A 15518-nucleotide genomic window follows, 5' to 3' on the forward strand; every position below is an offset into this window, starting at 1 on the left:
TCAACACGGACGAGATCTCCGGAGTCCTGCACGGGATGCGGCGGGCGCCAGGGGACGGAACGCGCGGGAGGCGGGCGAGATGGGCGACGCAGACACGGTGGAGAAGGCCGAGCGGCGCGTGTCGATGGCGGATGTCGCGGCCCGCGCCGGCGTGTCGGGGCAGACGGTGTCGCGGGTCGTGAACGGCAGCCCGCGCGTCGACCCCGAGACCCGCGCGCGGGTCGAAGCGGCGATGGCGCACATGGGATACCGCCCGCACCACGCGGCCCGGGCACTGCGCACCGGCCGCTCGCAGACGATCGGACTCGTCGTGTCGTCGCTGGCGACGGTCGGCAATTCGCGGATGCTGCAGGCGGTGGCCGATGCCGCGGCCGCCCGCGGGTATGCGCTGACCGTCATCACCCTCGGGTCCGGCGGCGAGATCGGGGACGCGTTCGCGCGGCTGCGCGATCAGGGCGTGGACGGCGCCGTCGTGCTCAACGACGCGACCGAGCTCGCGCGTGAGGCCGGGACCCCGACCGGCCTGCGGCTGGTCGTGGTGGATTCGCCCGCCGACGACCGGTTCGGCATCGTCGAGACCGAACACGTCGCCGGTGCGCAGACTGCGGTCGCCCACCTGCTCGGACTCGGCCACCGCACCGTGCACCACCTCGCCGGGCCGCCGCACTCCTTCGCCGCCGTCGAGCGGGCGCGCGGCTGGCGGGCGGCGCTCGCCGCAAGCCGGGGTGCGCGCGCCGCGACCGGTGCGCGGCGACTGGACCGCGGCATCCGGTCATGCCGTTGGGGCGGCGCTGGCGGCCGACCCTGCGGTGACGGCGGTGTTCGCCGCCAACGACCAGATGGCGCTGGGGCTGCTGCGGGCGCTCGCCGACGCCGGCCGCCCGGTGCCCGACCAGGTCAGTGTCGTCGGGTTCGACGACCTGCCCGATGCCGCGGACTATCGTCCGCCGCTGACCACCGTCCGGCAGGACTTCGATCGACTCGGCGAGCGCGCCGTCGCGGCCCTGGTCTCGGGGATCGAGGACGGCGGTCCCTGGCGCTTCGAGGCGGTGCCGGCGCCCCTGGTGATCCGCTCCAGCACCGCCCCCGCCCCCGCCCCCGCCTGACCCTGACCCGCCGAGATTGTCCCCGGTCCGCCGAGAATGTCCTCAGTCCGCCGAGGTTGTCCTCGGTCCGCCGAGGTTGTCCCCGGTCCGGCGTCAGACGGATGCCGCGCGGAAGTAGTGCCCGGCATCGAGGTCTTCGATCAGTCCGGGGTGGGTCGGCGTCCAGTCGAGCAGCGACTGGGTGATGGCGCTGGAGGCGGGGATGTCGAGAGCGAAGATGGCTCCGAGCCACCCGAAGTGGTCCGCCGCGTCCTCGGCCGGGATCGACACGGTGGGGACGCCGAGTCCGCGTCCGATGGCTTCGGCGATCGCGCGCGTCGGCACCCCTTCGTCGCCGACCGCGTGCACCGCGCTTCCGGCGGGCGCCTTCTCCAGGGCCAGCCGGACCATCCGCCCGGCGTCGAGGCGGTGCACCGCCGGCCACCGGTTGGCGCCGTCGCCGATGTACGCGGCGACGCCCTTCTCCCGGGCGATGTGGACGAGCTTGCGCCGCGAAGCCGTGGTCGCCCTCGCCGTGCACGCTGGTGGAGAAGCGCAGAGCGACCGATCCCACTCCGCGGTCGACGGCCGCGAAGGCGAGTTCTTCGGCCCCGCCACGTGGCGCATCCGGACCCGTGGCCGCCACGCGGTCGTGCTCGGTGGCCAGGCGGCCGGGGGTGATGCCGCCGGCACCCGAGGCGAACAGGAACGGGCGCGAGGATCCCGCCAGGGCGTCGGTGAACGTCCGGATCGCGGCGCGCTCTGCCCGGCCGGATGCGGCGAAGTCGCTGAAGTCGTGGATGAAGGCCAGATGGATCACCGCGTCGGCGTCCGACGCTCCCGCCCGCAGGCTGTCGAGGTCGTCGAGGCTGCCGGTGCGCGGTGTGGCGCCCGCGGCTTCGATCGCGGCCGCGGATGCCGCCGAGCGTGCCAGTCCGACGACGTGGTGTCCGGCGGCGATGAGCTCGGGGACGACGGCCGAGCCGATCCATCCGGATGCTCCGGTGACGAAAACGCGCATGATGATGCTCTCCTGCCTGTCCGGTCCCTCGACCGGACTCCGATGTCGACGGTTGATGTCAGTTCCTGTCATCAACTTCCGTCCTCACCGTACACCTCATGTCAGACGCTGTCATCACCTAGACTGAGGCCATGGCCCGATGGGAACCGGATGCGCGCGGTCGGCTGACCGAGGCGGCGCTGCAGCTCTACCTCGATCGCGGCTTCGATGCGACGACCGTGGCCGACATCGCGGCGCGCGCCGGGGTCACCGAACGCACCTTCTTCCGCCACTTCGCCGACAAGCGCGAGGTGCTCTTCGACGGCGCGCACGAACTCGAGCACCTGGTGACCGAGGCGATCGCGCAGGCGCCGGCATCCGCGTCCGCGATCGACGTGGTGGGCGAGGCGATGGTGCACGCGGGCGCCGCGCTGCAGCCGCGCCGCGAGTTCGCCGTGCGCCGTGCGGCGGCGATCTCGGCGAACGCCGGGCTGATGGAGCGCGAGCTGCTCGAACTCGCGATGCTGGCCCGGGCCACGGCCGACGCGCTGCGGCGTCGCGGCGTGCCGGATCCCGCGGCGGCGCTTGCCGCCGAGGCGGGCGTGGCCGTGTTCAAGGTCGGCTTCGAAGAGTGGATCGGCGAGGACGATCCGGGCGATCTCCCGGCGCGGATCGCCGACGCGCGGCGTCAGCTCGCGGCGGTGGTGGCCCCGCGTCGTGCCTCCCAGGCGCTGCGCACCATCTCGTCGACGGTGTAGCGGTTGGCCCAATCCAGGTCGCGGGCGGCCAGTTCGCCGGTCGCGACGATGCGATCCGGGTCGCCGGGACGGCGCGGGGCGACCTCCGGAGTGAACGGGATGCCGGTGGCCCGGGCCACGGCATCCATGATCTCGCGCACCGACAGCCCGTTCTGCGAGCCGAGGTTGTAGGCCGGCTCGATCGGCTGCCCGCCCGCCAGCCGCTGCGCCGCCACGACGTGCGCGGCCGCGATGTCGGCCACGTGCACGTAGTCGCGCAGGTTCGTGCCGTCCGGCGTGTCGTAGTCGTCGCCGAAGATCTTCGGCGTGCGCCCGGCCAGCAGCGCCTCGAACACGAGCGGGAACAGGTTGTGCGGGCTGGTATCGTACACGGCGGTGTCGCCCGAGCCGACCACGTTGAAGTACCGCAGCGAGGTGTGCCGGAGCGGATGCGGCGACCCGGCGGTCGCGACGCCCTGATCGGCGATCAGCCATTCGCCGACGAGCTTGGACTCGCCGTAGGGCGAGGTCGGATGCTTGGGGGTGTCCTCGGTGACCAGGGCGACATCCGGCGTGCCGAACACCGCGGCCGACGACGAGAACACCAGGTTGGCCACGCCGGCGGCATCCATCGCCTCGAGCACGACCCGCGTGCCCTCGACGTTCTGCGCGTAGGTGTGCAGCGGTCGCTGCACCGAGACGCCGGCGTACTTGAACCCGGCGACATGGATGACGCCCTGAACCTCCTGCTCACGCAGTGTGTCCTCGACCAGCGGGCGGTCCAGGATCGAGCCGCGCACGAGCGGAACCCCGTCCGGCACGAAGCCGGCGTGGCCGCTGCTCAGGTCGTCGATGACGACCGGCTCGAGCCCCGCGGCGGCCAGGGCGCGGACGATGTGGGCGCCGATGTAGCCGGCTCCGCCGGTGACAAGCCAGGTCATTTCACTCCTCTGCGGGACCGAGCAGCGGGGCGGACGCGAAGCGGGCGCCGGCCGCGAGCAGCTGCTCGAGTTCGATCACGGTCACTTCATTCTGCCCGGTGCGCAGGAGCGGAGTCGGCACGTCTACGCCGCGAGCCGGCGCTTCTCCCGTGCGTTGACGGCCGCCATGATGCGGTTGCGCTTGGTGTTCTGGAACGCCGCGCAGCGCCAGGTGTCGCCCTCGCGGACCATCACGAACGTCTGCACCTTGTCGTACCGCACCCGCTTCGGCTCGCCCTTGTAGAGGCCGCCCTCCGTGAGCACGACGGCGACGTCGGCGCCGAGCGGGCGCGCATCGAGCACGCGCATCGCCATCCGGCTCCCGCGCTGCCAGCGCTCGAACACCGGCACGTGGTCCCGATGGATCTCGTCGCGACCGTCGCTGACGATCCCGGCGAAGATCACGTACGTCGCATCGGCGGTGAACTCGTCCGCGTAGGCGCCGGCATCGCCGGCGTCCCATGCCTGCCGCATCCGGTCCAGCGCGTCGTACACGCCCTGGGGGACGTTCGTCTGTGTCTTCATCATGATCTCCTTATGGCAAGTCGCACTATCAATTAATGCAAACTGCACTATCCGCTGTCAAGTCGTAGACTCGGGCGCGTGACCGAGACCGCCCGACAGCTGACCCGCGACGAGCGCGATCTGCCGGGTCTCACGGTGCTGGCCCTGCTCACCCGCGGGCCGCGGCATCCGTACGACATCCACCGGTTCGTGGTCGAGACGCGCAAGGACTTCGTCCTCGGCGCGCCCGCAGCATCTACCACGCCGTGCAGAGGCTGCAGGCGGCGCACCTCATCGAGCCGATCGGCTCGGAGCAGGCCGGGGGCCGCCCCGAGCGCACGGTGTTCGCGCTGACCGACGCCGGACGCTCCGAGGTCCGTCGGCGCGTGAGCACCCTGCTCGCCGTGCCACAGGCCCATCGGACCATCACCGTCGCGGCGCTCTCGTTCATCGGCATCCTTCCGCGCAGCGAGGCGGTGCTCGCGCTGCGGGCGCGCGTGGCGACCCTCGACGCCGACATCGCCGTCGCCGCAAGCCGATCTCGAGGCCACCGGCGATCTTCCGCCCGTGCTGATCATCGAGGCGGAGTACGAAGACGACCAGCTGCGCGCGGAGCGCGCGTGGATCTCGGGTCTCATCGCGCGGCTGGAGGCCGGCGAGCTGGACTGGTGAGCGCCTCGGCCGGTCAGCCCTCGAGCGCGGCCGCGACGACCGCGCGCGCCTCCTCCTGCACCTGCGCAAGGTGCTCGGGTCCGCGCAGCGACTCGGCATAGAGCTTGTAGACGTCTTCGGTGCCGGACGGGCGTGCCGCGAACCAGGCGTGCTCGGTCTGCACCTTGAGCCCTCCGATCGCGGCGCCGTTGCCCGGCGCATGCGACAGCTTGGCCGTGATCGGCTCTCCGGCCAGTTCGGTGGCGGTCACCGCCTCGGGCGCCAGCTTGGCCAGCGCGGCCTTCTGCTCGGGCGTGGCCGGGGCGTCCACCCGCTGGTACGCGGATACCCCGAACTCGGCCTCCAGCTCGGCGTAGCGCTGTGACGGGGTCTTGCCGGTCACCGCCATGATCTCGCCGGCCAGCAGCGCCAGGAGGATGCCGTCCTTGTCGGTGGTCCACACCGAGCCGTCGCGGCGCAGGAACGACGCACCGGCCGACTCCTCGCCGCCGAATGCGACCGAGCCGTCCAGCAGCCCGGCCACGAACCACTTGAATCCCACCGGCACTTCGAGCAGGGGACGGCGGAGGGATGCTGCGACCTTGTCGATGATCATCGACGACACCAGCGTCTTGCCCACCGCGGCATCCGCGGGCCAGTCGGGCCGGTGCGCGAACAGGTAGTCGATCGCGACGGCCAGGTAGTGGTTGGGATTCATCAGGCCCGCGTCGGGGGTGACGATCCCGTGTCGGTCGGCGTCGGCGTCGTTGCCGGTGAGCAGGTCGTACTCGCTGCGCTTGGCGACCAGGGCGGCCATCGCCGACGGCGAGGACGGGTCCATCCGGATCTTCTCGTCCCAGTCCAGCGTCATGAACCGCCAGGTCGGGTCGACCTCGGGGTTGACCACGGTCAGATCCAGCTCGTAGTGCTCGGCGATCAGCGCCCAGTACTCCACCGACGCCCCGCCCAGCGGGTCGGCGCCGATCCGCACCCCCGCGCGCTTGATCGCCTCGACGTCGATGATGGTGTGCAGGTCCTCGACGTACCGCTGACGGAAGTCGTATCGCCCCAGGGTGCCCGCGTCCAGGTCTGCGAACCGGGTGCGGTGCACGTCCTCCAAGCCGCCGGCGATCAGCACGTTCGCGCGGTCGGCGATCCACCCGGTGGCGTCGGTGTCGGCCGGTCCGCCGTTCGGCGGGTTGTACTTGAACCCGCCGTCGGCCGGCGGGTTGTGGCTGGGGGTGACGACGATCCCGTCCGCGCGCGCCGGGTCGGTGGCCTCGCGTCCGCGGTTGTGGGTGAGGATGGCGTGGCTCAGCGACGGCGTCGGCACCCAGGAGTCACGGGAGTCGATGTGCACGTCGACGCCGTTCGCGACCAGCACCTCGATCGCGGTGCGCTCCGCCGGGCGCGACAGGCCGTGCGTGTCGCGACCCAGGAACAGCGGGCCGGCGATTCCCTGCGCGTTGCGGTAGTCCACGATCGCCTGGCTGGTGGCCAGGATGTGGTCTTCGTTGAAGCTGCGGTTCAGCGACGAGCCGCGGTGGCCGCTCGTGCCGAACACCACGCGCTGGGTGGCGAGGGAGACATCCGGCTTCAGGTCGTAGTAGGCGTTGATGACCTCGTCGATGTCGATGAGATCGGACTCGGCGGCGGGCTGTCCTGCACGGCTCATTCCTCCAGTCTGCCCCGAATCCTCCGCTGCCGTCACCTTCGGTCTCGTCTGCGCAGCACCTCGGCGAGGTAGCGGTACGACTCCTTCTCGGTGCGGGTGCCGTCCGCGAAGTCGACATGGACCAGCCCGAAGCGCTGTGTGAACCCCGCCGCCCACTCCCAGTTGTCCAGCAGCGACCAGACGAAGAAGCCGCGCAGGTCGACGCCCTCCGCCTCGCCGCCCGGCGCGACCGCCGACAGCGCGCTGTCGAGGTGGCGGGCCAGGTAGTCGATGCGGCGGATGTCGGCGATCGTGCCGTCCGCCTGCACCACGTCGTCGAAGCTCGCCCCGTTCTCGGTGATCAGCACGGGCGGCAGGGCGTCGCCGTAGCGGTCGCGCAGCTGCGCCAGCACGGTGCCGAGGTATTCGGGCGCGATCGGCCACCCGAATCCGGTGGTCTCGTGAGTGGGCAGCGCTTCGAGCCGGAAGGGCAGCTCGGCCATCGCCGCGCTGACCCCGTCCGGGCTGTCGCCGGTGCCGGAGCCGGCGGCCACGACGCTGGGCATGTAGTAGTTCAGGCCGTAGAAGTCGAGGGGCTGACAGATCACAGCCAGGTCTTCGGCCGGCACCTCGGCCAGCGCCCCGAACAGCGTGGCGAGCTCGTCGGGCACCTCTGGATAGCGGCCGGTGAGCACCGGGTCGGCGAACACGCGATTGTGGATCACGTCGAACAGGAGGGCCATGACCGCGTCCTGCTCGCCGTCGCCGGCCGGCAGGACCGGCGTGTGCGCGTTGGTGATGCCGATCTGCCCGCGCACGCCGGCGGCCCGCAGCGCCTGCACCGCCAGGCCGTGGCCGAGCAGCTGGTGGTGGGCGGTGGGCAGTGCGTCGAACAGCAGGCTCTCGCCGGGCGCGTGCAGTCCCAGGGCGTACCCGTTGAGCGTGACCGTGGCCGGCTCGTTGATCGTGATCCAGCCGTCGATCCGGTCGCCGAAGCGTTCGCCGACCAGCCCGGCGAATTCGCCGAGGCGCAGCGCCGTGTCGCGGTCCCGCCAGCCGTGCGCATACTCCTCAGGGAGGTCCCAGTGCGACACGGTCGCGAAGGGCGAGATGCCGGCCGCCAGCAGCTCGTCCAGCAGCCGGTCGTAGAAGGCCGCGCCGTCGGGATCCAGCGGGCCGCGCCCTCCCGGCTCGAGCCGGGTCCAGCCGAGCGAGAAGCGATACGCGTCCACGCCCAGCCCGCTCATCAGCCGCACGTCCTCCGCGTGCCGGTGGAAGTGGTCGGCGGTGACGGCCGTGGTGCTGGCGTCGAGGATGCGCCCCGGCTGTTCGCTGAATCGGTCCCAGACGCTGAGCGTGCGGCGGCCCGCGTGCACGCAGCCCTCGATCTGCGCGGCCGCGGTCGCGGTGCCGATGACGAAGCCCGCTGGGATCCGCTCGGCCAGCTGCTGCGGGTCAGAGGTGTCAGCGGCTCGGGCATCACAGGCTCCTGGGGACGTCGGCGTCCGGTCGGGATCGGGCGGATGCGGGGCGGGCGCCCGCATCCGCCACTGTATCCGCGCCGACCGGCATCCCTCTAGGCTGAGCGGGTGACCGAGTCCGCCGCATCCCCCGCCCGTCGCGTCTACAGCTATCTCGGGCCGGCCGGCACCTTCACCGAGGCCGCGCTGGCGCAGGTCCCGGAGGCGCGCGGGCAGATCTGGCGGACCGTGCGCAACGTCCCCGAGGCGCTCGCCGATGTCGTGGAGGGACGGTCGGATGCCGCGATGATCGCGATCGAGAACTCGGTCGACGGCGGGGTGAGCACGACGCAGGACGCGCTGGCGACGATCCCCGGGTTGCGGATCGTCGGCGAGTACCTGGTGCCGGTCCAGTTCGTGCTGGTGGCCCGTCCAGGCACCGCGCTGGAGGACGTGTCCCTGATCGCGGCGCATCCGGTCGCGTACGGGCAGTGTCTGCGCTGGCTCACCGACAACCTGCCGGCGCATGCCCACCTGCCGGCATCCAGCAACGTCGCGGCGGCGCTGGAGATGCTGGACGGCACCTCGAACGCGGATGCCGCGATCGCACCGCCCGGGATCATCGATCATCACGAGCTCGCGCTGCTGGCCGAGAACATCGGTGACAACCCGCGGGCGGTCACCCGCTTCGTGCTGGTCTCGCGCACGGTCACGCCCCCGCCGCCGACCGGGGCGGACAAGACCTCGCTCATCGTCGAGCTGCCCGACGATCACCCCGGCGCCCTGCTGGACATGCTCGAGCAGTTCGCGACGCGCGGCATCAATCTGTCGCTGCTGGCGTCGCGTCCGATCGGCGACGAACTGGGCCGCTACCGATTCGTGGTGGATGCCGACGGCCATGTGTTCGACGAGCGGATGGCCGACGCGCTGCTCGGGCTTGCGTCGCTTCAGTCCGCAGGTCGTGTTCCTCGGGTCCTACCCGCGCGCGGACCGCGCGATCGTGCACTACCCGGACCGCTACGCCGACGAGGTGTTCGTCGAGGCGCGCGACTGGTTGCGCGGCCTGATCGCCGGCGAACCGGACGAGTGAGCGGCTCCTCAGCTGCGGCGCCGCCCGGACATCCGCCTCGTGGACGAACTGTCGCGCTGGCTATCATGAGCCGGTGAACGCGCCAGATCAGCAGAACACTGCAACGGATTCCACTCCCGCGGCGCTGGCCGGCGTGCGGGTCCTCGACGTGTCGACCCTGTTCGCCGGGCCCTTGGCCGCCACATTCCTGGGTGATTTCGGGGCAGACGTCATCAAGGTGGAGCACCCCGATCGGCCCGACGCGGCTCGCGGACACGGGCCCCAGAAGCAGGGCGCGAGTCTGTGGTGGAAGACGCTCGGGCGCAACAAGCGCGATGTGACGATCAACCTGTCCCAGGCAGAGGGCGCCGAGATCCTGCTTGCGTCTGGTCGCCGACGCCGACGTGATGATCGAGAACTTCCGGCCCGGAACGCTCGAACGATGGGGGCTGAGTCCTGAGCGCCTGTTCGAGGCGAACCCGAGACTCGTGTTGGCCCGCGTCACGGCGTTCGGGCAGTTCGGTCCCTATTCCTCGCGGCCGGGGTTCGGCAGCCTCGCCGAGGCGATGAGCGGATTCGCCGCGCTCACCGGCGACCCTGACGGGCCTCCGACGCTCCCTCCCTTCGGACTCGCCGACGGGATCGCCGCCCTCGCGACGGCCTACGCGATCATGGTCGGCATACGCGGGGCCGAGCGAGACGGACGCGGCCAGGTGATCGACATGGCGATCATCGAGCCGATCCTGATGATGCTCGGCGGGCAGATCACGGCATGGGACCAGCTGGGCGTCGTGCAGCCGCGCGTCGGCAACCGTTCGGTCAACAACGCGCCGCGCAACGTGTACCGCTCGAAGGACGGCGTCTGGCTCGCAGTCTCGACCAGTTCGCAGTCGATCGCCGAGCGAGTGATGCGGCTGGTCGGCCGGGCCGACGTCGTCGAACAGCGCTGGTTCGCGACCGGTCATGACCGTGCCTTGCACGCCGACGAGCTCGACACCGCCGTGCAGGAATGGATCGGGGGACGCGACGCCGAAGAGGTCGTCTCCGCGTTCGAAGCCGCGAACGCCGCGATCTCACCCGTCTACGACGTGCGCGGTGTCATGGACGATCCGCAGTATCGGGCACTCGGGACGGTCGTCCGCGTCGAGGACGAGGATCTCGGCCCCATCGCCATGCAGAACGTCCTGTTCCGGATGTCGCGCACGCCCGGTGACATCCGATGGACAGGGCGCGGGCACGGACAGGACACCGACGCCGTTCTGGGCGGGCTCGGCTGCACCGACGCGCAAGCTGGCGGCGTTCAGGGAGGCGGGAACGATATGACGGTGCGGCGCATGGCGGGCCTGTACGTCCCGGGCGATCGACCCGACCGATTCACGAAGGCGCTGGCCAGCGGTGCCGACCTCGTCGTCATCGATCTGGAGGACGCCGTCGCCGCCGGCGCGAAGGCCGCAGGCGCGGGTCGCCGCCTGCGCCTGGGCCGCGGACCACGATCCGGCGGACGGCGTGACGATCCAGATCAGGGTGAACGCCGGCGACATCGACGATCTGCGAGCCGTCAGCGCGCTGCCTCCGTCGGTCGGGCTGCGCCTGCCCAAGGTGGAGGACGTCGCCACGGTGCAGACGGCGGCGGAGATCGCTCCCGGGCGCCCCATCGCGGCACTGCTCGAGTCGGCCGGTGCGGTGCTGTCGGCGGTCGCGATCGCGACCCACCCCGCCGTGACCGAGATCGCCCTCGGCGAGAGCGATCTGCGCAGCGAACTCGGCGGTGGTCAACCGGTCATCGACCATGCCCGCCTCACGGCCGTCTACGCCGCGCGCGCCGCCGGACTCGTGCCGCCGATGCTCTCCGCCTACCCCGCGATCGCCGATCTCGATGGGCTCGTCGCCGACACTCGCCGGGGGGCCGCACAGGGCCTTGTCGGACGGATGGCGGTCCATCCGTCGCAGATCGCTCCGATCGCCGCGGTGTTCCGCCCGTCCGACGCCGACCTCGCCTGGGCCAGGGATGTCGTCGCCGCAATGGGTGGCGGGGGCGGGGTCCGTCGTCTGCCCGACGGGCAGATGATCGACGCGGCGATGCTCGGGAGGGCCCGTACCTTGCTCGATCGCGCTGCCGGTTGACGACGCGTTTCCGGGTCGCTATCGTGTGCGCACCTGACCGGAGCCGCGGCTCCAAACTGTAATCGTTTCCACTGCCCCGCTCGATGAGGAGATGACGATGGCGAGACCGACGCTTCATCAGGTCGCGGCAGCGGCGGGCGTGTCGATCGCGTCGGCATCACGCGCGCTGTCGGGCGGTGTCGCCAGCCCCCGGACCATCGCGAAGGTGCGGGCTGCGGCGCGGGAGCTCGGCTACTTCCCGGATGCGACGGCACGCGCACTGCGGACCGGCGCTCCCCGGCGGATCACGTTCGCCGTCGACGACATCGGCAACCCGAACTACGTCGCGATGCTGCGCGCCATCGAGGCCGAAGTCGGCCACGGCGGTCCGTCGGTCAGTGTGACCTCGACCGGCAGCAGCGATCAGGCCGTCGAACTCGTCCGCCACGCGGCGACGGCGGCGGACGGCATCATCATCTCCCCGATTCGGGTGAACGACCGGCTGCGGCGGGCGATCACCAACTCGCCGATCCCGGTGGTCGTGATCGGCTCCCTGGGCGAGGACGCCCCGGTCGACGTCGTCCACGTCGACTCCGCGAAGGGCATCGGCACCGCAGTGGCACACGTCGCCGCGCTGGGACGGCGCAACCTCGTGTTCCTCAATGGACCGTTGGACACCAACCCCGGATCCTCGCGCGAGCGCGGCTTCTACCGTGCCATCCGCACCGGCGGGCTGGACCCCGACCGCTGCCGGCAGGTTCTCGCCGACGACTTCACCGTCTCCGCCGCCCGAAAGACCGCCGCCCACCTGTTCGCGGGCTGGCAGCGCCGACGAGCCGTCGACCGTCCCGATGCCGTGATCGCGGCGAACGATCTCATGGCCATCGGCGCGATGAACGCCGCGACCGATGCCGGACTGCGCATCCCCGACGACGTCATGTTCACCGGAGTCGATGACACCGAGATCGCGGCCGTGTACAACCCCAGCCTGACGAGCGTCTCGCTCGAGGCGGCGCAGCGGGGTCGGCTCGCCGCTCAGCTCCTGCTCGAGCGCTTCGAAGAGCCGCATCGCGCCCCTCATCTCGTCAGCGTCGAGCCCCGCCTCGTCGTGCGTCGGTCGACGACGATCAGCACCGCGGAAGTCCTGGCATCGTGACCGCGCTCGCTCCCGCGGGGCCCCGCCCGCCGCGCCAGCGGAAGCTGTCGGCGACTCGGCGGAACGAGGCTGCCGCCCTCGTCCTCCCTTCGCTGATCCCCGTCGTCGCGCTCAGCGTGCTGCCGATCCTCATCGGCCTCGGCTATGCCTTCACCGACTCCCAGCTGGCGAGCACCGAGACACCGCAGTTCGTCGGGCTCGACAACTTCGGGAAGGTCTTCCGCGATGAGGCCTTCTGGAACTCGTTCGGGATCGGCGCCATCTGGACGATCAGTGTCACGGTCCTCCAGGTCGTGCTGGGGCTGTGCCTCGCCCTCCTGCTGAACACCGACATGCGGTTCGGCGGGTTCGCGCGGGTCCTGGCGATCATCCCCTGGGCGATGCCGCCGGTGGTGGTGGCGATCATGTGGAAGATGATCTACTCGCCCACGAACGGGCCGCTGAACTGGCTCATCGCCGCACTCGGCGGGCCGGACAGCATCAACTGGCTCGGCGACTTCACGCTCGCACTGCCGGCGGTCATCCTCGTGGGCGTCTGGACCGGCATCCCGCAGAACACGATCACGATGCTGGCCGGGCTCGAGCAGATCCCGAGTGAGCTGATGGAAGCGGCGACCGTCGACGGAGCGGGGGCGTGGGCGCGCTTCGTGCACGTGACCCTCCCCGGGCTGCGACCGGTCATCGTCTCGATCGCGACGCTCAGCGCCATCTGGAACTTCAACTCGTTCGGCATCGTCTATGTGCTCACCGGCGGGGGCCCGGGCGGGCGGACGCTGCTTCCCATGCTGTTCGTCTACGACGAGGCCTTCCACAACGGGAACACCGGCGTCGCGGCCGCGATGACGTTCGTCATCCTGCTGGTGCTCGTCGTGATCCTGCTGCTGTCCCAGCTCACGCGACTGCGTCGTCTGGGGGTGAGCAGATGAATCGCACTCCGCCCCTCGCCCGCTTCTTCCAGTACATCGTGCTGGCGCTGTTCATCGTGTTCCTCGGCTTCCCGTTCGTCTGGCTGATCTCGACGTCGTTCAAGAGCGACCGCGAGCTCAACTCGCTCGCGGTCCACCTGATCCCCACCGAGCCGACGTTCGACAACTTCGTGCAGGCGCTCCAGTCCCAGGGACTCGTGCAGGCGGCGGTGAACAGCATCGTGGTGTCGCTGGCGACGACCATCGTGGTGGTCCTGGTCGCCGTACCCGGCGCCTACGTCATGGCGCGCTACCGGGGAAGGATCCGCGCGGCCGGCGTTGGCTGGATCCTGGTCAGCCAGATCATCCCCGTCCCGATCATCATCATCCCGATGTTCTTCATTCTGCGCTCGATGGGGCTCTTCGACTCACTGGGCGGCCTCGGGATCGTGTACGTCGTGTACTCGCTTCCCTTTGCGCTGTGGATGCTGCAGGGCTATGTGGCGGGGATCCCGATCGACATCGAGGAGGCCGCCGCGATCGATGGAGCCGGCCGGCTGCGCGTGCTGGCCAGCGTCGTGCTGCCGCTCGCTCGGCCAGGACTCATCGCCACCGCGATCTTCACGTTCGTCTCGGCCTACAACGAGTTCTTCTTCGCGCTCGTGCTGCCGAGAGCAGCGACAAGTACACCCTCTCGGTTGCGCTGAGCACGTTCGTCAACGGTCAAGGCATCAGCCTCATCGGGCCCCTCGCCGCCGGTGCGCTGCTTGCCAGCATCCCCAGCATCGTCTTCTTCGCCATCCTCCAGAAGCGACTCACCGGCGGGATGCTCGCCGGGGCGGTCAAAGGCTGAGCGTTCCCGCTTCCACATCACCGCAATCACACATCAGAAGGGAATCGAGATCATGAGAATGCGTCCCATCCTGGCCGGCGCCGTCGCCGTCGCCAGCATCGCCGCGCTCGCCGGCTGTTCCGGCGGAGGCGGCTCGAACACGCCGTCCACCAACGCCTCCGGGCAGCCCACCGGGGCGATCACGTACGAATACTTCAACAACCAGCCGGCGGCGATCGAGGCGACGAAGCAGATCGTGGCGGACTTCGAGAAGAAGTACCCCGACGTCAAGGTGACGCTGCAGGTGGCTCCCGCCGACAGCCTGCAGCAGAAGCTCCAGGTGCAGTACGCGGGCGGCGTCGCTGCGGACGTCGTCCAGAACGACTCGCCCGGCAGCACCCTGCGCTTCGCCGACTACCTGACCGATCTCGGCTCGCCTGCCGGCCGAGATGGTCTCGGACATCCCCGACAGCGTGCGCGAAGGGCTCGGAGCAGGACGGCAAGCTGCTGGCGGTGCCCACCGAACAGCAGAGCTATGTGGTGTTCGCGAACAAGGACCTCCTCGAGAAGGCAGGCGTGACCATTCCCAGCGGCGACACGATGAGCTGGGACCAGTTCGAGGACATCGCGAAGACGACGACCACCGGTGGGGTCAAGGGCCTCGCATGGGGGCTCGGCAGTCCGACCTCGGTGTTCGCCAGCTTCGGGCTCGGTTTCGGCGCGAAGTTCTTCACCAGCGCGGAGGAGAGCCAGGCGAAGGCATCCATCGGCGAAGCCGAGCTGCAGGTCCCGACGCGCGTCAAGTCGATGATCGACGCGGGCTACGTCGACAAGACGAGTGTCACGCAGTCGACGTCTGAGACGCTGCCCACCTTCTACGGCGGGAAGGCGGCGATGACCGTCGCCGGCTCGTATCAGATTGCCAACATCGAGTCGCAGGCTCCGAAGGGCTTCCACTGGATCGTGCTTCCGGCGCTGGAGGGCAGCGAGGGATCGCAGCAGATGTCCGCGCCGATCACGCTGTCGATCTCCAAGTCCTCGAAGAACGTCCCCGCTGCCGCGGCCTTCGTCGAGTTCTACCAGTCGGCCGAGAACCTGGCGAAGATCAACATCGCCGACGGGGAGATCCCGGCGACGACGTCGGCCCAGGCCGCCGCGGCGAAGCTCACCGAGGGGAAGACCGGCTGGGCACAGGTGCTCGCGTCCGGAAAGAACCTCGTGAACCCGCAGTGGAACACGTTCACGAAGTACGAGAGCTGGAAGAGCACGGTGGCCAACCCCGCCTATCAGAAGTTCCTCGCGGGCCAGATCGACACCGATCAGCTCGCCAAGGAACTGGAAGACGGCTGGGCGAGCACCAACCAGTGACGCGTGCGGCCGGC

Annotated in this window: 14 protein-coding genes and 4 pseudogenes; 12 read left to right on the plus strand and 6 right to left on the minus strand. The window is 70.4% G+C overall.

The window, feature by feature from the left end:
- Positions 1-124: 124 nt before the first annotated feature.
- Positions 125-1106, plus strand: a pseudogene (locus tag L2X98_RS12740) (LacI family DNA-binding transcriptional regulator).
- A 93-nt stretch (positions 1107-1199) separates the two neighbouring features.
- On the opposite strand, the gene L2X98_RS12745 reads toward L2X98_RS12740, so the two are convergent.
- Positions 1200-1712 (minus strand): Rossmann-fold NAD(P)-binding domain-containing protein, encoded by a 513-nt coding sequence (locus L2X98_RS12745; RefSeq protein ID WP_259613415.1) that lies wholly within the window; start codon positions 1710-1712, stop codon positions 1200-1202.
- Between the two features lie 157 nt (positions 1713-1869).
- A pseudogene (locus L2X98_RS12750) lies at positions 1870-2178 on the minus strand (NAD-dependent epimerase/dehydratase family protein); the annotation flags it as partial.
- A 59-nt stretch (positions 2179-2237) separates the two neighbouring features.
- On the opposite strand from L2X98_RS12750, the gene L2X98_RS12755 reads away from it, so the two are divergent.
- Complete coding sequence (locus L2X98_RS12755) at positions 2238-2843, plus strand: TetR/AcrR family transcriptional regulator (protein ID WP_259611141.1); 606 nt, start codon at positions 2238-2240, stop codon at positions 2841-2843.
- Here the strand turns inward: L2X98_RS12755 and galE are convergent.
- A complete protein-coding gene (gene galE / locus L2X98_RS12760; protein WP_259611142.1) occupies positions 2774-3763 on the minus strand; it encodes a UDP-glucose 4-epimerase GalE in 990 nt (329 codons plus the stop codon). The genes L2X98_RS12755 and galE overlap by 70 nt on opposite strands.
- A gap of 123 nt (positions 3764-3886) precedes the next feature.
- Entirely contained in the window at positions 3887-4330 is a 444-nt protein-coding gene (locus tag L2X98_RS12765; protein ID WP_259611143.1) for an SgcJ/EcaC family oxidoreductase, read from the minus strand.
- Between the two features lie 75 nt (positions 4331-4405).
- On the opposite strand from L2X98_RS12765, the gene L2X98_RS12770 reads away from it, so the two are divergent.
- Complete coding sequence (locus L2X98_RS12770; RefSeq protein ID WP_259611144.1) at positions 4406-4660, plus strand: hypothetical protein; 255 nt, start codon at positions 4406-4408, stop codon at positions 4658-4660.
- A 331-nt stretch (positions 4661-4991) separates the two neighbouring features.
- Here L2X98_RS12770 and pgm read toward each other — a convergent pair whose 3' ends face one another.
- Together pgm and L2X98_RS12780 are read right to left on the minus strand one after the other, a co-directional pair.
- Complete coding sequence (gene pgm / locus L2X98_RS12775; RefSeq protein WP_259611145.1) at positions 4992-6632, minus strand: phosphoglucomutase (alpha-D-glucose-1,6-bisphosphate-dependent); 1641 nt, start codon at positions 6630-6632, stop codon at positions 4992-4994.
- A 32-nt stretch (positions 6633-6664) separates the two neighbouring features.
- A complete protein-coding gene (locus tag L2X98_RS12780; protein WP_259611146.1) occupies positions 6665-8155 on the minus strand; it encodes a glycoside hydrolase family 1 protein in 1491 nt (496 codons plus the stop codon).
- A gap of 45 nt (positions 8156-8200) precedes the next feature.
- On the opposite strand from L2X98_RS12780, the pseudogene pheA reads away from it, so the two are divergent.
- From pheA to L2X98_RS12820, 9 genes and pseudogenes are all read left to right on the plus strand, one after another.
- Positions 8201-9161: pseudogene (gene pheA / locus L2X98_RS12785) on the plus strand (prephenate dehydratase).
- 73 nt (positions 9162-9234) lie between these two features.
- Positions 9235-9600, plus strand: a complete 366-nt coding sequence (locus L2X98_RS12790) for a CoA transferase (protein ID WP_259611147.1) — start codon at positions 9235-9237, stop codon at positions 9598-9600.
- A pseudogene (locus tag L2X98_RS21200) lies at positions 9548-10531 on the plus strand (CaiB/BaiF CoA transferase family protein); the annotation flags it as partial. The gene L2X98_RS12790 and the pseudogene L2X98_RS21200, both read left to right, overlap by 53 nt.
- 4 nt (positions 10532-10535) lie before the next feature.
- Positions 10536-11264, plus strand: a complete 729-nt coding sequence (locus tag L2X98_RS12795; protein WP_259611148.1) for an HpcH/HpaI aldolase/citrate lyase family protein — start codon at positions 10536-10538, stop codon at positions 11262-11264.
- A gap of 97 nt (positions 11265-11361) precedes the next feature.
- Positions 11362-12399, plus strand: a complete 1038-nt coding sequence (locus L2X98_RS12800) for a LacI family DNA-binding transcriptional regulator (protein WP_259611149.1) — start codon at positions 11362-11364, stop codon at positions 12397-12399.
- Entirely contained in the window at positions 12396-13325 is a 930-nt protein-coding gene (locus L2X98_RS12805; RefSeq protein WP_259611150.1) for a carbohydrate ABC transporter permease, read from the plus strand. Before L2X98_RS12800 ends, L2X98_RS12805 begins: the two co-directional genes overlap by 4 nt.
- Positions 13322-14011, plus strand: coding sequence for a carbohydrate ABC transporter permease (locus tag L2X98_RS12810; protein WP_259611151.1), 690 nt, complete (start codon positions 13322-13324; stop codon positions 14009-14011). Before L2X98_RS12805 ends, L2X98_RS12810 begins: the two co-directional genes overlap by 4 nt.
- A gap of 198 nt (positions 14012-14209) precedes the next feature.
- A complete protein-coding gene (locus L2X98_RS12815) occupies positions 14210-14716 on the plus strand; it encodes an ABC transporter substrate-binding protein (RefSeq protein WP_259611152.1) in 507 nt (168 codons plus the stop codon).
- Positions 14650-15504, plus strand: a complete 855-nt coding sequence (locus L2X98_RS12820; protein ID WP_259611153.1) for an ABC transporter substrate-binding protein — start codon at positions 14650-14652, stop codon at positions 15502-15504. The genes L2X98_RS12815 and L2X98_RS12820 overlap by 67 nt, the downstream gene beginning before the upstream one ends.
- The last annotated feature ends 14 nt before the right edge of the window (positions 15505-15518 follow it).

Origin of the sequence: Microbacterium elymi (assembly GCF_021582895.2) — a bacterium.
Lineage (GTDB): Bacteria > Actinomycetota > Actinomycetes > Actinomycetales > Microbacteriaceae > Microbacterium > Microbacterium humicola.